This window comes from Vibrio crassostreae (assembly GCF_041439375.1).
Lineage (GTDB): Bacteria > Pseudomonadota > Gammaproteobacteria > Enterobacterales > Vibrionaceae > Vibrio > Vibrio crassostreae_D.
Genome location: NZ_JBGONY010000038.1, coordinates 23,615 through 41,870, shown reverse-complemented (window position 1 = coordinate 41,870; position 18,256 = coordinate 23,615). Strand labels below are relative to the sequence as shown.

Genomic DNA, 18,256 nt, shown 5'->3' with positions numbered 1-18,256 from the left:
AATGCGTAAATTAATGATCCCTGTATTAGTTGTGACGATTGCCCTTCTATTGATGTCACTGTTTGTGATTCAAGAAGGCGAGCGTGGCATGGTAATTCGTTTTGGTCGAGTTCTCGACGACAACGGCGTATCACGAATCTATGAACCAGGCCTGCACTTTAAACTGCCACTGTTTGATCGCGTAAAAGTACTTGATGCTCGTATTCAAACGATGGATGGTCGTTCTGACCGTTTCGTAACATCAGAGAAAAAAGACGTTCTAATTGATACCTACGCAAAATGGCGTATTGCTGATTTTGGACGTTTTTATCTGAGTACTGGCGGCGGCAATATCATGACGGCAGAAGCACTTCTTGAGCGTAAAGTGACAGATGTTCTTCGTTCTGAAATTGGTTCCCGTGAAATTAAGCAGATCGTGTCAGGCCCTCGTAATAAGGACATCCTGCCAGACTCTGCTGATAGCGAAGTTGTCACAACGGTAGCGGCTGCAGAAGCACTAGAAGTTGATGGCGAACGCGATAAGATTATGGAAAACGTTTTGTCTGGAACGGCAGAAAGTGCGATGGCTGATTTAGGTGTTGAAGTTGTTGATTTCCGAATGAAGAAGATTAACCTTCCTGATGAAATCAGTGAATCTATCTACCGCCGTATGCGTGCAGAACGTGAGTCGGTTGCTCGTAGACACCGTTCACAAGGTCGTGAGAAAGCGGAAGTTATCCGTGCTCAAGCTGAGCTAGAAGTGGCAACAGTTCTTGCTGAAGCTGACCGTACAGCTCGAATCACTCGTGGTGATGCTGATGCAGAAGCTGCGAAGATCTACTCTGATGCGTTCAGCAAAGATCCTGAGTTCTACGGCTTCATGCGTTCATTGCAAGCTTATGAGACATCATTTAGCGATAAGAGCGACATTCTAGTACTGGATCCGAAGACTGACTTCTTCCAATACATGAATCAAGCAAGCGGCGCTCCAGCGAAATAAGCTGATGCGTTAGCGAATGCTTAGCTCAATAAGCAAAATGCGTTAAAACTTAAAAGGCTCCCATTATGGGAGCCTTTTTGTTTTCTATTGTTTTCAGGTCTACGATTGGGGGCGCGAGGGAAGGCGCTCAATAGCGTTCTACTTATAGAAACCTAAACCTAGCGGTAGGTCATGAAAGCGATAACCGCTCCTGCCACCACAAGACAGCCGCCAATGCGACGCAGTTGTGTGTCTGGTTGTTCGCTCAGTTGCGCGACCATGTTTCTCCAGCCATTGGGTGCAATTAAGGGGCCGAGCCCTTCAACAATAAGTACGAGCCCAATAGCGAGCCAAATTGATTGAGACATGGTTCTGCCTTTTGTCTGTAAAAAAGCAATGATATCAGTATCTTCATACATTCGCCCTCAGTTATCACTGGTTTATTTTCGTACAGCGTTAACGTTTATGGACAAAAAGTGACTGCAAGAAGTGTGATTCAGTGCTAGAATCCATTTTTAATTAGCAACAGAAATTGGAAAGATGGGAAATAACGTAGTCGTTCTAGGCACCCAATGGGGTGATGAAGGTAAAGGTAAAATCGTTGACCTTTTAACTGAAGATGCAAAATACGTGGTTCGCTACCAAGGCGGTCACAATGCAGGTCACACACTTGTAATTGACGGTGAAAAAACCGTTCTTCACTTAATTCCATCAGGTATCCTACGCAATAACGTTAAATGTGTTATTGGTAACGGTGTAGTATTATCGCCTGACGCACTTCTAAAAGAAATGAAGCCTCTTGAAGATCGCGGTATCCCAGTACGTGAGCGTCTTTTCATCTCTGAAGCTTGTCCTCTAATTCTTCCGTACCACATTGCAATCGACAACGCGCGTGAAATCGCTCGTGGCGCTAAAGCTATCGGTACAACGGGTCGTGGTATCGGTCCAGCTTACGAAGATAAAGTTGCTCGTCGCGGTCTACGCGTTGGCGACCTTTTCGATAAAGAAGCATTTGCTGAGAAGCTAAAAGAAGTTATGGAATTCCACAACTTCCAACTAGAGCACTTCTACAAAGCTGAAACAGTAAGCTACGAAGAAGTTCTTGAGCAAGCGATGAGCTACGCAGACATGTTAACTGCGATGGTTATCGACGTAACTGACGAACTAGACGCAGCACGTAAGCGCGGCGACAAGATCATGTTCGAAGGTGCTCAAGGTACGCTACTAGATATCGACCACGGTACTTACCCATACGTAACGTCTTCTAACACGACTGCTGGTGGTGTTGCTGCAGGTTCTGGTTTCGGTCCTCGTCACATCGGTTACATCCTTGGTATTACTAAGGCTTACTGTACTCGTGTTGGTTCAGGTCCATTCCCAACTGAGCTATACGATGGCCTTGAAAAACAAGACCCAGTTGGTAAGCACCTAGGCGATGTTGGTCACGAGTTTGGCGCAACAACTGGTCGTCTACGTCGTACTGGTTGGTTCGATGCTGTTGCTATGCGTCGTGCAATCCAAATCAACTCTCTATCTGGTATGTGTCTAACTAAACTAGACGTTCTAGATGGCCTAGAAGAACTAAAAATTTGTACTGGCTACAAGATGAAAGATGGTTCTATCCTAGAAGTTTCTCCAATGGCTGCTGAGTCATTCGAAGAAGCGACGCCAATCTACGAAACAATGCCTGGTTGGTCTGAAAACACATTTGGTGCTAAATCTATCGACGCGCTTCCACAAGCTGCTCTAGATTACATTAAGCGTATCGAAGACCTAACTGGTGTTCCAATTGATATCGTATCAACTGGCCCAGATCGTAACGAAACTATCATCAAGGTTCACCCATACGGCGCGTAATGCCCGCTGAGTGATTACCACAGCACAAACATTGCTTTGATAATTAAAGTGCTCTGATAATGAAATAGTTTTCTAAAAGCCGACTTTATTAAGTCGGCTTTTTAATACCTGCAATTTGAGAGTCGAATACCAATCACAGTAAGTAAGTGATCAAAAATAGCGCCGGAAAAATGCTTGAGAACAAGGCAGAATTTTTCGATAAGTAGTTATTCTACAATCAAAAATTCTAACGAAGTTATCGAGTATTTTAACAAGCTAGAGTGAGCCGTTATTTACTACGATTGGTATATAGCTTTGGGTGATGATATTTTGAACGCCATCTGGCAAAATATTGCCCATTAGCGGCAAGTTTTGTCTAAAGCCGTCAGGGTTATTGCCGATACAGATATTATGGAAAGTGAAGTTCACCCTGTTTTGTGCGTGTAGAAATCCTCTGCACCCCTCAATAGATAACTTTAGCGACAGATAATAGAGTGCAGGTATGAAGCTACGAATTGTGGCAGCTTCATTAATAATGGCGCTGAGCTCACCCTTGAGTCATGCAAATTTGGCTGATGTGGGAGAGCCCGTTCCAATATATACAGAAGCTGAATTGATTAATTTAATCGAAAATAATCAACATCTAGAGCGAGTGAAAGCTGATAAGTGCCAGTTAGTTGAAGATATCGTTGCTCGTGCGACGCGTATTAGCTTGCCTTCTTATGAGTTTTTATACGGCGATATGTTGGCTTGGGGTGTGTGTGTTCCACAAGATGTAGAGCTTGGCCTTTACTATATGGAAAACGCGGCACATCAAGGTTTACCCGCTGCATTAGAGCAGTTAGGTCGTTATTACTCTCGTGGTACTTTGGTACAACAAGACAAAGAGCGTGCGATTCCGTATCTACGTGAAGCGGCCTCTATGGGTAACTTAAGTGCGAGTATCCACTTAGCTGAACTCTTGTTACGTGACTACGGTAGCCCATTAGATTATGAAGACGCTTACCGCTGGTTATACAACTCGGTGACAGCGGATCAAAGGCAGCATAAGCGTATCACCGTGCTTCGTAGCGGTCTGGAACAGAGAATGCCAGACAACATCATTGCTCGAGCAAAACGTCGAGACGTGTTCTGGTAAGATCGATTATTGAATCAGAGTTGATGATTAATGACTGCACTCGTTAATCATCTATCTTGATATAGAAATATATTGAGGTAAAAAAAACTCGTATTAAAAAGGCCTCATAGATAAATTCCTATGAGGCCTTTTTTGATCTTAAGGGAAACCGTTTATCTCATTCAGTGACGTTATTGAACAACCTCACCAGACTCAATCACCGTTTCACGAACAACCTTGGTAAAATCGAGTGCTTCTTGACGAATCTTGTCTTCGTCTACCGTTAGCATGTCGCGGTCTTGCATAATGATCTTGCCATCAACGATCGTGTGGCGAACGTTACCCGAGTTAGCAGAGTAAACTAATGCTGAGTATGGGTTGTAGACCGGAACCATGTTTGGTGCCTTGGTATCGATCACTATGATGTCGGCAAGCTTACCAGCTTCAAGAGAGCCGATCTTATCTTCCATGTGGAGCGCTTTTGCTGCGCCCATGGTTGCCATGTCGATCACTTTGATCGGCGGCATCGCAGCACGATCTTTATTAACTAGCTTGTGAACCTTAGCGACTTGGTTGAACTCATCAATGGTGCTCAGTGTGTTACCAGACATTGGCCCGTCTGTACCTAAACCGATACGTACGTTCTCGTCATACATCTTAAGCGCTGGTGATACGCCTTTTGCTGACTTGATATTAGCACTCATATTATGAGCTACGCCCATATCCGATTTCTTCACTAATTCGATATCGTGATCGTCTACTAGGATCATGTGTGCACCCACCAAGTTTTTGTTGAGTGCGCCAATGCTGTCCATGTATTGAACCGGGGATAACCCATCAGAACGCTCTGCGATTTTTTCTTCTTCACGATGTGACTCTGCAAGGTGAATCATTACTGGTACATCTAACTCTAGAGATAGCTTAGATATTTTCTGCAGGATCTCTGTGGTGTTGGTGTAAGGAGCATGTGGTGCAAACGCTGGTGTGATTCGCGGGTGATCTTTATATTCTTCAATGAAGTTCAATGCGTACTTGATGCCTTCTTCGGCGTTGGCAGCATCCGCTACTGGAAACTTAATCACGGTTTCACCCAGAATGGCACGCATACCGATCTTATCGACAGTTTTCGCTACTTCATCTTCGAAGTAGTACATGTCGGCGTAAGTCGTGACACCGCCTTTTACCATTTCAACGTTACCTAGATTCGCACCAATGCGTACCATGTCTCGCGATACTAGCTTTTTCTCTAGTGGGAAGATGTAGCGGTGCAGGCGATCAGGCACATCATCGGCCAGCGAACGGAAAACCGTCATTGATACGTGAGTATGAGTATTGATGAGACCCGGCATAACGATATCGCCATCAACGTCTAACACTTGTTTCGCTTGGTACTGCTTCTCTAGTGAAGCATCACCTACCGCAATGATTTTGTTGTCTTTGACGACAACAGTACCGCTTTCATAAACCGTTTTGTCTTGGTTCATGGTTAGAACCATCGCATCGGTAATCATCAGGTCAGCTTTTTCCATTGCCGAACTCGCAAATGGAAATATAGCGAGGCTTGCCATTGCTGAAGCCAATAAAGTGCGTTTTAGTTTCATATCATACTCAGAACAGGAGTTGGTAAAGTGCGTGGATAATAGTGTATTTCATTCATGGCGCAAACGTTTGTTTTATCGTTTGCTTGAAATTTTGATGATAGTCCACGTCTATGAAGCGATGTTTCACAAAGTGAAGATATGTATCAATCTGAGGTTATTTGAGTGTTTTCCAAAGCATATCTGTAGCTTACCTCTAGCATCAGATATACTAGGGGTATATACCTTCCTTGCTTAAGCAGGCCCGCCTATGTCAAAAAACACACCAACGTCAGAAAACACGACAGCGACAACAACTGTTGATCCTTTTGCCGACCGAGAGTCGAAAAATTACGATAATCCAGTACCAAGCCGAGAGTTCATTATTTCGTTTCTAACAGACGCGAATATTCCGATGAACCGCAACGATCTATTCGAAGCTTTGGGTCTTGCTGGAGAGGAACAATATGAAGGGCTGCGTCGTCGTTTACGTGCAATGGAGCGTGATGGGCAGCTTATCTTTACTCGTCGTCAGTGCTACGCATTGCCTGAGAAGATGGAGCTGATCAAAGGCTATGTGATTGGTCATAAAGACGGTCATGGTTGGGTTCGCCCAGACGGCAGTGTGGGTAAAGACAATGATATCGTGCTGCCGCATCATCAGATGAAAACCATCATGCATGGTGATTACGTATTGGTTCAGCCTACTGATAACAGTAAGCGTGGCCGTCGTGAAGGCCGCTTGGTTCGTGTGCTTGAAGAGCGTAAAACGCCACTTGTTGGTCGCTTCTTCCTAGAGTACGGCCATTCTTATGTTGTTGCTGATGATTCGCGTATTAGTCACGACATCCAGATCCCTACTGAGCATAAAGGCGGTGCTCGAATGGGTAATGTGGTTGTGATTGAAATTACGGATCGCGGCGGTCGTTCTCGTAACATGATGGGTAAAGTGACCGAAGTTCTTGGTGAGAATATGGCGCCGGGTATGGAAACGCAGATCGCGATTCGTACTCACCAGATCCCACAAGAGTGGCCTGAAGCGGTAGATAAACAAATCGAAAACCTAGGTGAGCATGTTCCTGAAGAAGCAAAAGAAGGACGTGTAGACCTGCGTAAGCTGCCATTGGTTACGATTGATGGTGAAGATGCGCGTGACTTCGATGATGCGGTTTATTGTGAAGCGAAGAAAGGTGGCGGCTGGCGCCTATGGGTAGCGATTGCTGACGTAAGTTACTACGTTCGCCCAGATACAGCGCTAGACAAAGAGGCGATTAACCGTGGTAACTCGGTATACTTCCCGTCACAAGTTGTACCAATGCTGCCTGAAGTGCTTTCAAATGGTTTGTGTTCATTGAACCCTCAAGTAGACCGTTTATGTATGGTGTGTGAGATGACTATCTCAGACAAAGGTAAGCTGTCGGGTTACAAGCACTACGAAGCGGTAATGAACTCTCATGCTCGTCTTACTTACAACAAAGTAGGCGCGATCTTAGATGGCAATGAAGAACTTCGTGAGCGTTACGAACCAGAAGTACCGCACCTTGAAGAGCTTCATAAGATGTACAAGGTGCTTAAGAAAACGCGTGATGAGCGTGGTGCGATTGAGTTTGAAACCGTTGAAACCAAATTTATCTTCAATGCGGATCGTAAGATCGACCGTATTGAACCGGTAGTACGTAACGACGCACATAAGATCATCGAAGAGTGTATGATTCTGGCAAACATCGCATCGGCATCTTACGTAGAAAAAGCGAAAGAGCCTGCGCTGTACCGTGTTCACGAAACTCCGGGCGAAGAGCGCTTAATGGGCTTCAAGAGCTTCTTAAGTGAATTAGGTTTAACGCTGGAAGGTGGTCTTTCACCATCTCCGGTAGACTACGCGCAACTGATGCAACAGATTAACGAACGTGAAGATCGTGAGTTAATCCAAACCATGCTACTGCGCTCGATGAAGCAAGCGGTCTACAACGCGGACAACGCGGGTCACTTTGGTTTAGCTCTTAAACGCTATGCTCACTTTACCTCGCCGATTCGTCGTTACCCTGACTTGCTATTGCACCGTGCGATTAAGTACCTTATTGCGAAAGAAGGTGGTCGTAACAGCGAACGTTGGACGCCAACGGGTGGTTACCACTACACTTTCGATGATATGGATTTCTACGGCGAGCAGTGTTCAATGACTGAACGTCGTGCTGATGACGCAACGCGTGAAGTGAACGACTGGTTGAAGTGCGAATACATGCAAGACCATGTCGGTGAAGTGATGGATGGCGTGATTGCCAACGTGACTGGCTTCGGCTTCTTTGTTCGTCTAACTGAACTGCACATCGATGGCTTGGTACATATCTCAGCGCTAGCGAACGATTACTACCAATTTGATGCTGTTGGTCAGCGTCTCGTGGGTGAAAGCTCTGGTAATATCTACCGCTTGGGTGATTCGGTTAAAGTGAAGGTTTCTGCGGTTAACTTAGAAACTCGCCAAATCGACTTTGACTTAGAAGACACCGATCGTCAGCCGCGCGGTAAAGGCAAAACAGCCAAGAAGCGTGCAGCAGAAGCGATGAAAAAGGCGAAAAGCAAGAAGCGCTCAGCAGTGAAGAGCAATAAGCCGGGTGTAGCAGCGAAGCCTATGGTTGAGCCAACTAAGCGACCTGATGGAAGCAGTGAAAGCTCTGCTAAGAAGAAAAAGCCAGCGAATAAAACTGGTGCTGCTAAAGCTCGCGCTAAGAAAAAGCGTGCTGCAAGCCGTAAGCCAAAGGCTGATAAGCCTTAAGGTCAATAAGGCGCTCTGCTAATCAGGTTTAGCGCCTAACTCATTTAATATGAGCGTATCTAACTGCGAGAGTATCAGGCGTAAGACGCATACTCTCGAAATAAACAATACAGAGGTGGATGCATCGGGTTTGATGTCATTCTTCTCTGAGTAATAAGAGTAAGTTGAGACAATGAGTAACGAATTTATTTACGGTATTCACGCGGTGAAAGCCGTACTAGAAAAAGATCCTGCACGTTTTATTGAAGCGTATGTACTGAAAGGTCGCCAAGACGAGCGTCTTCTTCCATTACTGAACCAACTGCAACAGTTTGGTGTGTCGATTCAACAGATGGGTCGTAAGCCGCTGGATGAAAAAGCACAAGGTGCGAATCACCAAGGTCTTATTGCTAAGGTGAAGCCTGCTAAGCAGCTTAATGAAACTCACCTAGATGATATCCTAGCGCAGTACGAACAGCCTTTGCTGCTGGTTCTAGATGGCGTAACAGACCCGCACAATCTAGGTGCTTGTCTGCGTAACGCGGATGCTGCTGGTGTGGCGGCAGTTATCGTACCGAAAGACCGTTCTTCGCCGTTAACGGCAACGGTAAGCAAGGTTGCATGTGGTGCGGCTGAAACGGTTCCTCTAGTACGTGTAACTAACCTGGCTCGCACAATGCGTGCACTGCAAGAGCAGGGCGTATGGTTTGTGGGTACGGCAGGTGAAGCAACGCATGATATCTACCAAGCGAAGCTAACGGGCCCTCTTGCGGTAGTTATGGGTGCAGAAGGTGACGGTATGCGTCGTCTAACGCGTGAAACCTGTGATGACCTAATTAAGATCCCAATGGCAGGTAGCGTGTCGAGCCTAAACGTTTCGGTAGCATCAGGTATCTGTCTGTTCGAAGCGGTACGTCAGCGTTTAGCTCAGTAATAGATTGAAAATATTCAAATATTAAACGCTCATTACTTAGGTGGTGGGCGTTTGTTTTATCTGCTCAAATAGGGTGGAAATTGCGATTACTGGATGGCTAGATGGCGAAAGAAAAACTGTTTCATTATTCGCCAAATATCACTTGCCAATACAGGGTTCTTTCTATAATATTTGCCGTCCTTAAAACTCGGTCATTTATCTTTAGTTCCTTGCTTCCTCTGGACGACCGGGCCACTCGTGGAAGCTAATAATCCGTAAGGAGCAACCAAATGCGTCATTACGAAATCGTATTCATGGTTCACCCTGATCAAAGCGAGCAAGTTGCTGGCATGATCGAGCGTTACACTGGTTCTATCACTGAAGCTGGCGGTACTATCCACCGTCTAGAAGACTGGGGTCGTCGTCAAATGGCTTACCCAATCAACAAGCTTCACAAAGCTCACTACGTTCTTATGAACGTTGAAGCTGGTCAAGAAGTGATTGACGAGCTAGAAACTGCTTTCCGTTTCAACGATGCAGTTCTACGTAACATGATCATGCGCACTAAAGGCGCTGTGACTGAGCAATCTATTATGCTTAAGCAAAAAGAAGAGCGTGCAGAGCGTGCTCCTCGTCGCGAAGAGCGTACAGAAGCTAAACCAGAAGCAGCTGCTGAGTAATTCTTTTTTGGCTTAACGCCTTAAAAAATTCTCAACTTGTTTTAGGTCGTTGATAGTTATTTCGATAATTGTGAAAGACCGCTTTACTAAATTTAAGATCAGGAGATAGCCCATGGCTCGTTTCTTCCGTCGTCGTAAATTCTGCCGTTTCACTGCAGAAGGCGTACAAGAGATTGACTACAAAGACGTAGCAACTCTTAAAAACTACATCACTGAAGCTGGTAAAATCGTACCTAGCCGTATCACTGGTACAAGCGCTAAGTACCAGCGTCAACTAGCTCGCGCTATCAAGCGTTCTCGTTACCTAGCTCTACTACCGTACACTGACAAGCATCAGTAATCGGTAATAGTTAATAATAGTTTAAGAGGACTAAGATAATGCAAGTTATTCTACTTGATAAGATCGGTAACCTAGGTGGCCTTGGCGACCAAGTAAACGTTAAATCTGGTTACGCTCGTAACTTCCTTATCCCACAGGGTAAAGCAGTTATGGCAACTAAAGACAACGTTGCTATGTTCGAAACTCGTCGTGCTGAACTAGAAGCTAAAGTTGCTGAGCAACTAGCTGCTGCTGAAGCTCGTGCAGAGAGCGTTAACACTCTAGAAGGCGTTACAATCGCTTCTAAAGCTGGTGACGAAGGTAAACTATTCGGTTCTATCGGTACTCGTGACATCGCTGACGCTATTACAGCGGCAGGTGTTGCAGTAGCTAAGAGCGAAGTACGCCTACCTGAAGGCGCTCTACGTAACATCGGCGAATTCGAAGTAAGCATCCAACTTCACTCTGAAGTTTTTGCTACTGCGAAAATCGCTATCGTTGCAGCTGAGTAATTTCAGTACCAAGACGAATTCTTTCTTTTGAAAGTTTTAAACACCAGCTTCGGCTGGTGTTTTTTTATGTCTGGAATATAGGAAAGTACAAGGAAGAACTCTGGTAAGTAAAAAGCTTACAGTGATCCATAAGCTGTTATTGCTGAACTGGTCGTTCTCAAGGTTAGAAGTAGTCTTAAGATTAGAATTGGAATAGCAGGTTGATAGATAGAATAGAGTCTTCTTTGCTTAATCCTTCAGGCACTTTATCGTGGTATTGGCGAGAGTGAGCGATCTTTAGTGCGATATTGTCGGTAATATCATTGATGGCTTCGAGTTCGGTATCAAACTTTAGGTTACTGTGGCCAGACACAAGCGTCACGTCTGCCTTGAGCTGTAAATTCTTCAAGACCTGCCAAGACGTATTCACGTTGCCACGAAAAATCGCTTCTTCAACAATCTCCGGAAAGATGATGTCATCGTCGTCTAGCTCATCAAGATTTGGCTCTTGGTAACGAAAACCAGGCCCAACTTCGACTTCCAGCACAAACTCTTCGGTATTCGAAAACTGGTAACCCAGACCACTAGAAACGGTGTAGTCCTTAAAGTAGGCGCTGTATCGAGAATCGACACCTTTAAAGCTGCCGTAGAGATAGGTTTTAGGGCTTAACTTGTAGTCACTCTGAGCCGAGTAAGTTGACTGCCTTTTATCTTCTTCGCCATCTTTGTAGAGGTTGTAGTATTTCCATTCACCACTGGTTCTATGACGGCCTGCCGTGTATTCACCGTTAAGGCGTGCGTTAAGCGACCGTGAATCAGAATTACCAGTATGCGACTGATATCCAAATTCGACTTCTGTTTTCAGTGGGTTCGGCAGTTCTGTATCACTCGTATCATTCGGTGCGATATCCATATCTTTTTCTTCAGATGTCGGTGCAACGACGATCGGCTCAGCAGTAGGTTCTGGTACTACTATAGAGTCGAGGATTGCATCAACAGAGGCTTTAGTATCATCAGCTAAGGCCAACGGAGTGCTCAGGAGGCCGATGCTTAGAAGACCAGTGCTCAGAGCCAATAATTTGGACACGCATACCTCAAGTTATACAGTGAATGAATGGCAGGATCGTAATGCTACCCTTGGTTAATTCCGTCAGCAATAGGTAAATTCTTCCTGAAGAATAAAACAAACTCATAGGATCGGATTACAAACGGATGTTCTTGGGTATAATGAACGATCATTATTAGTTATTGAGTGTAGTCATAGTGGATACCAAAAGTCAGAAATCAGCCAACGATCAGGTGGACGCCATCAAGGTCCCGCCACATTCATTAGAAGCTGAGCAATCTGTTATTGGCGGTTTGTTATTGGATAACGAACGCTGGGATACGGTTGCTGAAAAGGTTGTGGCCAAAGACTTTTATAGCCGTCCTCACCGTCTGATCTTTGAAGCGGTAAAGGATATCCTTGAAGAAAGTTCTCCTCTGGATCTTATTACACTCTCTGAACATTTAGAGCTGCGTGAGCAACTTGAAGAAGTGGGTGGCTTTGCCTACCTTGCTGACCTAGCGAAAAACACCCCAAGTGCCGCAAACATCAACGCCTATGCGGATATCGTGGCGCAGCGTGCACTTGTTCGTAGCCTGATTGGTGTCGCAAATGAGATTGCTGATTCTGGTTATGATCCTCAAGGTCGTACATCGGAAGAGCTTGTTGATCTGGCTGAAAGTAAAGTCTTCGCGATTGCCGAAGGCCGTGCAAGTGAAAACGAAGGTCCACAAAACGTTGATAGCATTCTAGAGAAGACACTAGAACGTATCGAGATCTTGTATAAAACACCGCAAGATGGTGTGACCGGTGTCGATACAGGTTTCAACGACCTCAATAAGAAAACAGCAGGTCTGCAAGGTTCTGACTTAATCATCGTTGCTGCTCGTCCATCGATGGGTAAAACCACGTTTGCGATGAACTTGTGTGAAAACGCAGCGATGAAGCAAGACAAACCTGTTTTAATTTTCTCGTTAGAGATGCCAGCCGAACAGCTGATGATGCGTATGCTTGCGTCACTTTCTCGAGTTGACCAAACCAAGATTCGTACCGGTCAGTTAGACGATGAAGATTGGGCTCGTATTTCGTCGAGTATGGGTATTCTGATGGATAAGAAGAATATGTATATCGATGACAGCTCGGGCCTGACTCCAACCGAAGTACGTTCTCGTGCTCGACGTATCGCTCGTGAACACGATGGTATCTCTATGATCATGATAGATTACCTTCAATTAATGCGTGTACCTTCGTTATCTGATAACCGTACTCTTGAGATCGCCGAGATTTCTCGCTCATTGAAAGCGTTAGCAAAAGAACTGAATGTTCCGGTTGTCGCACTTTCTCAGCTTAACCGTTCCCTAGAGCAACGTGCTGATAAACGTCCAGTAAACTCGGATTTGCGTGAATCAGGTTCGATTGAGCAAGATGCCGACTTAATCATGTTTATCTATCGTGATGAGGTTTATAACCCAGATAGTTCACTGAAAGGCATTGCTGAGATCATCCTTGGTAAGCAACGTAACGGTCCGATCGGTTCGGTTCGTCTTACGTTCCAAGGCCAACACTCCCGATTTGATAACTATGCAGGCCCTGCATTTGATGATGAGTAATCGCTAATGACTTACATGAAAGCGGCGACGGCGAGCATTGACTTAAACGCGCTCGAACATAACCTGAACCAGATAAAGTCGAAGGCTCCTCAGTGTAAGGTTATGTCTGTTGTGAAAGCCAATGGCTACGGACACGGCTTACTGCATATTGCCAAGCATTCAAAAAGCTCTGATGCATTCGGTGTGGCGCGTATTGAAGAAGCGTTACAACTTCGTGCTGGTGGCATTGTTAAACCTATTTTGTTGCTGGAAGGGTTTTACTCTTCGGGCGATTTGCCAATTTTGGTGACCAATAACATTCAAACTGTGGTGCATTGTGAAGAGCAATTAAGCGCGCTAGAGAATGCGGATTTGGAAACCCCCGTTGTGGTATGGCTAAAAGTCGACAGTGGTATGCACCGATTAGGTGTTCGCCCTGAGCAATATCAAAACTTTGTTGAGCGTTTGCATCAATGTGCGAATGTTGCCAAACCTCTACGTTACATGAGCCATTTCGGTTGTGCTGATGAACTGGATAGAGCAACCACCGTTGAACAGACCGAGCTTTTCTTGTCTCTTACCGAAGGCTGTGAAGGTGAGCGTTCACTTGCTGCCTCTGCGGGTTTACTCGCTTGGCCTGACAGCCACCTTGATTGGGTTCGTCCGGGAATCATCTCTTACGGTGTGTCTCCGTTTGTGGATAAATCAGCGCAAGAGCTTGGATTTTTGCCAGTGATGACCCTGACCTCACACCTGATTGCAGTGCGCGATGTGAAAGCCGGTGAGAGTGTGGGTTATGGCGGAAACTGGACCAGTGAACGTGATACCAAAGTTGGTGTTATCGCGATTGGTTACGGTGATGGTTATCCTCGCACTGCACCTAACGGCACTCCAGTGTTCGTTAACGGTCGAAAAGTACCGATCGCAGGACGTGTATCAATGGACATGCTAACGGTTGACCTAGGCCCTGATGCGGCAGATAAAGTCGGCGATGAAGCGACGCTATGGGGTAAAGATTTACCTTCAGAAGAAGTTGCGGAACATATTGGCACTATCGCTTACGAGCTCGTTACTAAGCTGACTTCGCGTGTCGCGATGGAGTATGTGAAGTAGCTATGGGTCTAATTAAATGATGTTCAAGCGAACGACTCGACACCTAGTGATGTCAGCAATGGCGCTACTCGGTGTCAGCTTTTCTTCTTCAGCCCTTAGCGAAGAAAAAGACTCGGCCTTTGTCCCTTTCTACTTCAGCACCGAAACCATGGGTAATACTTTTGGGGTTGCTGGTGTCGCAAAGGGTGTTTGGCAACCTCAAGCTGCCCTGTTTGGTATGGCGCTTTATTCAGATAAAGACAGTTATGTCGGTTTCTTATCTGCCTTTAACTACGCTTTGTCTGAGAATGTTTTATTCAGCACTCAGATGTATCAAGCTCGCTTCAACGACAACCCGTATTACCTTGGTTCCCAAGGCGATAATGACTCATCTATTGATGACAAAACCATTGCCGATGGCTTAGAAGAAAACTATCAGTTTGAGTTTAAGTATCTGCTGCCTTGGGGCAATGTTGCAGAGCATGGCTTGTTAGGGGCATTTCAACCCATCAAAGACGTGAGCTTTGCTTCTCCATTAGAGTCGGGTGTCAGTTCGATTGTCTTTACGCCTTTTTATACCTCCCGAGAGTTAGAAGGCTTAAACAATTCTGAAGAGGCGACAGGCTTTAGCTTAGCGTTTGATTGGGATAACCGGGATAGCACACGTAACCCAACCACGGGCTCTCATACTAACCTTGAATTCACCACTGGCGCAGAAAGCTGGTCTAACGACGATTTATGGTTGAAGTGGACGTTCCAAAACAGTCAGTACTTCGCATTAGGCCCTTTAGGTGACCTGTTCGACCAACAAGTCGTGGCGCTCGATTTCTATACTGTTGATACACCAACCTGGGATAACTGCTCTGGGCAAGATTGTGCTCGCCCACCGGAAACTGAGCAAGCTCGATTGGGTGGTTTGTATCGATTACGAGGTTATACCGGAGGTCGCTACCACGGACGTTCTGCGGTTCATTACTCTGCTGAGTACCGAGTGATTCCTGACTGGCAACCTTTGGGTGATATCCCGCTGATTAACTATTACGATTTGCCTTGGTGGCAATGGGTAGCGTTTGCCGAAGCCGGGCGCGTTGCGGATGAGTACGATATAAAAACACTGCACTCGGATATGAAATGGAGCTTAGGTGGCGCGGTTCGTTTCCAAGTGGAAGGCATTGTTGTACGTGCTGAGTTGGCGCGAGGTGGTGACGAAGGGACCTTTAGGGTCATGATAAATCAGCCCTTCTAAAGCTTTCGGCCTGCAGTAGGCCAAATACTATTTTTATAAGAGTGGTTGTGGAAACACACCACTCTTTTTTATTAAGAAGATCTAGCTTTCAAACCGTCTACTCACCTTGAATCGTAGCAACAACCGTACGGCTGCCACCACAATCTCGATGCTCACCTAAGTAAATGCCCTGCCATGTTCCTAAAGCTAAACGACCATTGCTAATTGGTATTGTCACACTGGTGCCAAGTGTCGATGCTTTAATGTGGGCTGGCATGTCATCATCGCCTTCATAGGTGTGTCTGTAGTAGGGTGCTCGCTCAGGTACAAACTTATTAAAGTGTGATTCCATATCGGTACGGACGGTAGGATCAGCGTTCTCGTTTAGCGTGAGGCTGGCAGAGGTATGTTGGATAAAAAGATGTAATAAACCAACAGATAGAGAATTGATATCGTGTATCTGTTGTTCAATTTCATCAGTAATGAGATGGAATCCACGCTTTCGTGCATTTAGGTGTATAGTCTTCTGAATCCACATACGCCATCCTTTATAATGTATTTGGAAAAAAAGTGGTTTAACGCTATCTTTTGAACTTGAATTTATCAGGTCTCGCTCACATTTAATTATGTTAGAGCTAGAGTCTGTACCGATTCTTCTGTCAGGAAATCTAATCCTGATTTATCTCAAGGTACAGCTCTTCATATGCGGCATAATACGTCGTGAAAAAAAATTACAAAGAATCTTTCAGTGGTGGCGCGGTTTGGTCATCACAGAAAAATATAAACTTTCGCCTAATCGGGGGTTCTATTCATCACCTAGGTGACGTTTAGAATAAAACCTACAGTAACATCGGGATAGATACCATGTTGAAAAATATCAACCCAACGCATACACAAGCGTGGAAAGCTCTAACGGCACATTTTGAGTCTGCTCAAGATATGGATATGAAAGAGCTGTTTGCTCAAGATGCAAAGCGTTTCGAGAGCTTTTCTACTCGTTTCGGTTCTGACATCTTAGTCGATTACTCTAAGAACCTTATCGATGCTGAAACTATGCAGCACCTATTTGCTCTTGCGAACGAGACTGAAGTTAAGTCTGCAATTGAAGCAATGTTCGGTGGTGATGCAATCAACAAGACTGAAGGTCGTTCAGTGCTTCACACTGCTCTACGTAACCGTAGTGATAAGCCAGTAATGGTTGATGGCAAGGACGTAATGCCAGCAGTAAATGCAGTACTAGCAAAAATGGAGCTGTTCACACACCGTATCGTTTCTGGTGAGTGGAAAGGTTACACAGGTAAAGAGATCACTGATGTAGTTAACATCGGTATCGGCGGTTCGGACCTTGGTCCATACATGGTGACTGAAGCGCTAACGCCATACAAAACTCGTCTAAACATGCACTTCGTTTCTAACGTAGATGGCACTCACATTGTTGAGACACTTAAGCCTCTAAACCCAGAAACGACACTATTCTTAGTGGCATCTAAAACATTCACTACTCAAGAAACAATGACTAACGCGCACTCTGCTCGTGATTGGTTCTTGGCTGAAGCGGGTGATAACGCACACGTAGCTAAACACTTCGCAGCACTATCAACTAACGCAACTGCGGTCGCTGAGTTTGGTATTGATACTGACAACATGTTTGAATTCTGGGACTGGGTTGGTGGTCGTTACTCACTATGGTCTGCAATCGGCCTTTCTATCTCACTATCTGTTGGCTTCGATAACTTCGTAGAGCTATTAGATGGCGCTCACGAGATGGATAACCACTTTGCTTCAACTGAGTTTGAAAGCAACATCCCAGTTATCCTTGCGCTTATCGGCATTTGGTACAACAACTTCCACGGCGCTGAGTCAGAAGCAATCCTACCTTACGATCAATACATGCACCGTTTTGCTGCTTACTTCCAGCAAGGTAACATGGAATCGAACGGTAAGTTTGTAGACCGCGAAGGCAACCCGGTAGAGTACCAAACAGGTCCTATCATCTGGGGTGAACCTGGTACAAACGGCCAGCACGCTTTCTACCAACTGATTCACCAAGGTACTAAGCTGATCCCATCAGACTTCATTGCGCCTGCTATCAGTCACAACCCAGCATCTGATCACCACCAGAAGCTGATGTCTAACTTCTTTGCTCAAACTGAAGCACTAGCATTCGGTAAGACAAAAGAAACTGTGGAAGCTGAATTCCTAGCTGCTGGCAAAACAGCTGAAGAAGTTGCTGAGCTAGTACCTTTCAAAGTGTTTGAAGGTAACCGCCCAACGAACTCTATTCTTGTTAAGCAAATTACACCTCGCTCTTTAGGTAACCTAATCGCGATGTACGAGCACAAGATCTTCGTTCAAGGTGTTATCTGGAATATCTTCAGCTTCGACCAATGGGGCGTAGAACTTGGTAAGCAACTAGCAAACCAAATTCTTCCAGAGCTTGCTGATGATGCTCAAGTAACGTCTCACGACAGCTCAACGAATGGTCTAATCAACGCATTTAAAGCGCTGAAAGCTTAAGACTGTTTGAGTAAAACTAAGTAATAAATGTAAAACGCCAACCTTCGGGTTGGCGTTTTTGTATCTGTAGAGCAAGCAATGGTTAAATCGCAGGTAATAAAAAGGCTGACGTGTCTGTCAGCCTCTTAAATATTCTAAATACTTA

At 45.3% G+C, this 18,256-nt stretch carries 16 protein-coding genes; 12 read left to right on the top strand and 4 right to left on the bottom strand.

Going from position 1 to position 18,256, the window contains the following annotated elements; translation table 11 throughout:
- Nucleotide 1: 1 nt before the first annotated feature.
- Nucleotides 2-979 (top strand): protease modulator HflC, encoded by a 978-nt coding sequence (gene hflC, locus ACED45_RS15780; protein WP_102478974.1) that lies wholly within the window; start codon nt 2-4, stop codon nt 977-979.
- A 158-nt stretch (nt 980-1,137) separates the two neighbouring features.
- On the opposite strand, the gene ACED45_RS15775 is transcribed toward hflC, so the two are convergent.
- A complete protein-coding gene (locus ACED45_RS15775) occupies nt 1,138-1,326 on the bottom strand; it encodes a DUF2065 domain-containing protein (RefSeq protein ID WP_010434105.1) in 189 nt (62 codons plus the stop codon).
- A 172-nt stretch (nt 1,327-1,498) separates the two neighbouring features.
- Between ACED45_RS15775 and ACED45_RS15770 the strand changes: the two genes are divergently transcribed.
- Together ACED45_RS15770 and motX are read left to right on the top strand one after the other, a co-directional pair.
- Nucleotides 1,499-2,815, top strand: a complete 1,317-nt coding sequence (locus ACED45_RS15770) for an adenylosuccinate synthase (protein ID WP_010434108.1) — start codon at nt 1,499-1,501, stop codon at nt 2,813-2,815.
- Nucleotides 2,816-3,296: 481 nt separating this feature from the next.
- Nucleotides 3,297-3,932 carry a flagellar protein MotX gene (motX, locus tag ACED45_RS15765; RefSeq protein ID WP_061019827.1) on the top strand — a complete coding sequence of 212 codons (636 nt, stop codon included), beginning with the start codon at nt 3,297-3,299 and terminating at the stop codon, nt 3,930-3,932.
- Between the two features lie 170 nt (nt 3,933-4,102).
- Here motX and ACED45_RS15760 read toward each other — a convergent pair whose 3' ends face one another.
- The gene (locus ACED45_RS15760; RefSeq protein WP_146491333.1) at nt 4,103-5,512 is read right to left on the bottom strand and encodes an amidohydrolase; all 1,410 of its coding nucleotides are present in this window, start codon (nt 5,510-5,512) and stop codon (nt 4,103-4,105) included.
- Nucleotides 5,513-5,759: 247 nt separating this feature from the next.
- On the opposite strand from ACED45_RS15760, the gene rnr reads away from it, so the two are divergent.
- The 5 genes from rnr (at nt 5,760) to rplI (ending at nt 10,664) form a co-directional block, all read left to right on the top strand.
- The gene (rnr, locus tag ACED45_RS15755; RefSeq protein WP_371714428.1) at nt 5,760-8,261 is read left to right on the top strand and encodes a ribonuclease R; all 2,502 of its coding nucleotides are present in this window, start codon (nt 5,760-5,762) and stop codon (nt 8,259-8,261) included.
- Nucleotides 8,262-8,433: 172 nt separating this feature from the next.
- Nucleotides 8,434-9,174 (top strand): 23S rRNA (guanosine(2251)-2'-O)-methyltransferase RlmB, encoded by a 741-nt coding sequence (gene rlmB / locus ACED45_RS15750; RefSeq protein ID WP_371714427.1) that lies wholly within the window; start codon nt 8,434-8,436, stop codon nt 9,172-9,174.
- Between the two features lie 269 nt (nt 9,175-9,443).
- Nucleotides 9,444-9,833, top strand: coding sequence for a 30S ribosomal protein S6 (gene rpsF, locus ACED45_RS15745; RefSeq protein ID WP_004741278.1), 390 nt, complete (start codon nt 9,444-9,446; stop codon nt 9,831-9,833).
- A 112-nt stretch (nt 9,834-9,945) separates the two neighbouring features.
- The gene (rpsR, locus tag ACED45_RS15740; protein WP_000090472.1) at nt 9,946-10,173 is read left to right on the top strand and encodes a 30S ribosomal protein S18; all 228 of its coding nucleotides are present in this window, start codon (nt 9,946-9,948) and stop codon (nt 10,171-10,173) included.
- A 38-nt stretch (nt 10,174-10,211) separates the two neighbouring features.
- Nucleotides 10,212-10,664 carry a 50S ribosomal protein L9 gene (gene rplI / locus ACED45_RS15735; RefSeq protein WP_010434182.1) on the top strand — a complete coding sequence of 151 codons (453 nt, stop codon included), beginning with the start codon at nt 10,212-10,214 and terminating at the stop codon, nt 10,662-10,664.
- Between the two features lie 181 nt (nt 10,665-10,845).
- Here the strand turns inward: rplI and ACED45_RS15730 are convergent, their stop codons facing one another.
- The gene (locus tag ACED45_RS15730; RefSeq protein ID WP_132982593.1) at nt 10,846-11,730 is read right to left on the bottom strand and encodes a DUF481 domain-containing protein; all 885 of its coding nucleotides are present in this window, start codon (nt 11,728-11,730) and stop codon (nt 10,846-10,848) included.
- Nucleotides 11,731-11,906: 176 nt separating this feature from the next.
- Here ACED45_RS15730 and ACED45_RS15725 point away from each other — a divergent pair, with 176 nt between their 5' ends.
- From ACED45_RS15725 to ACED45_RS15715, 3 genes are read left to right on the top strand one after another with little or no spacing between them, the layout of a single operon-like run.
- Complete coding sequence (locus ACED45_RS15725) at nt 11,907-13,298, top strand: replicative DNA helicase (protein WP_016767560.1); 1,392 nt, start codon at nt 11,907-11,909, stop codon at nt 13,296-13,298.
- Between the two features lie 6 nt (nt 13,299-13,304).
- Nucleotides 13,305-14,390, top strand: coding sequence for an alanine racemase (alr, locus tag ACED45_RS15720; RefSeq protein ID WP_017065624.1), 1,086 nt, complete (start codon nt 13,305-13,307; stop codon nt 14,388-14,390).
- Nucleotides 14,391-14,409: 19 nt separating this feature from the next.
- Complete coding sequence (locus ACED45_RS15715; RefSeq protein WP_371714432.1) at nt 14,410-15,615, top strand: BamA/TamA family outer membrane protein; 1,206 nt, start codon at nt 14,410-14,412, stop codon at nt 15,613-15,615.
- Nucleotides 15,616-15,712: 97 nt separating this feature from the next.
- Here ACED45_RS15715 and ACED45_RS15710 read toward each other — a convergent pair whose 3' ends face one another.
- Nucleotides 15,713-16,132 carry a secondary thiamine-phosphate synthase enzyme YjbQ gene (locus ACED45_RS15710; protein WP_146491335.1) on the bottom strand — a complete coding sequence of 140 codons (420 nt, stop codon included), beginning with the start codon at nt 16,130-16,132 and terminating at the stop codon, nt 15,713-15,715.
- A 326-nt stretch (nt 16,133-16,458) separates the two neighbouring features.
- Here ACED45_RS15710 and pgi point away from each other — a divergent pair, with 326 nt between their 5' ends.
- Entirely contained in the window at nt 16,459-18,111 is a 1,653-nt protein-coding gene (pgi, locus tag ACED45_RS15705; RefSeq protein WP_371714426.1) for a glucose-6-phosphate isomerase, read from the top strand.
- Nucleotides 18,112-18,256 lie beyond the last annotated feature (145 nt).

Excerpts from the sequence above, each read along its gene's own strand:
- hflC (WP_102478974.1), top strand. The coding sequence starts at position 2 with ATGCGTAAATTAATGATCCCTGTATTAGTTGTGACGATTGCCCTTCTA.
- ACED45_RS15775 (WP_010434105.1), bottom strand. The coding sequence starts at position 1,326 with ATGTCTCAATCAATTTGGCTCGCTATTGGGCTCGTACTTATTGTTGAA.
- ACED45_RS15770 (WP_010434108.1), top strand. The coding sequence starts at position 1,499 with ATGGGAAATAACGTAGTCGTTCTAGGCACCCAATGGGGTGATGAAGGT.
- motX (WP_061019827.1), top strand. The coding sequence starts at position 3,297 with ATGAAGCTACGAATTGTGGCAGCTTCATTAATAATGGCGCTGAGCTCA.
- ACED45_RS15760 (WP_146491333.1), bottom strand. The coding sequence starts at position 5,512 with ATGAAACTAAAACGCACTTTATTGGCTTCAGCAATGGCAAGCCTCGCT.
- rnr (WP_371714428.1), top strand. The coding sequence starts at position 5,760 with ATGTCAAAAAACACACCAACGTCAGAAAACACGACAGCGACAACAACT.
- rlmB (WP_371714427.1), top strand. The coding sequence starts at position 8,434 with ATGAGTAACGAATTTATTTACGGTATTCACGCGGTGAAAGCCGTACTA.
- rpsF (WP_004741278.1), top strand. The coding sequence starts at position 9,444 with ATGCGTCATTACGAAATCGTATTCATGGTTCACCCTGATCAAAGCGAG.
- rpsR (WP_000090472.1), top strand. The coding sequence starts at position 9,946 with ATGGCTCGTTTCTTCCGTCGTCGTAAATTCTGCCGTTTCACTGCAGAA.
- rplI (WP_010434182.1), top strand. The coding sequence starts at position 10,212 with ATGCAAGTTATTCTACTTGATAAGATCGGTAACCTAGGTGGCCTTGGC.
- alr (WP_017065624.1), top strand. The coding sequence starts at position 13,305 with ATGACTTACATGAAAGCGGCGACGGCGAGCATTGACTTAAACGCGCTC.
- ACED45_RS15715 (WP_371714432.1), top strand. The coding sequence starts at position 14,410 with ATGTTCAAGCGAACGACTCGACACCTAGTGATGTCAGCAATGGCGCTA.
- ACED45_RS15710 (WP_146491335.1), bottom strand. The coding sequence starts at position 16,132 with ATGTGGATTCAGAAGACTATACACCTAAATGCACGAAAGCGTGGATTC.
- pgi (WP_371714426.1), top strand. The coding sequence starts at position 16,459 with ATGTTGAAAAATATCAACCCAACGCATACACAAGCGTGGAAAGCTCTA.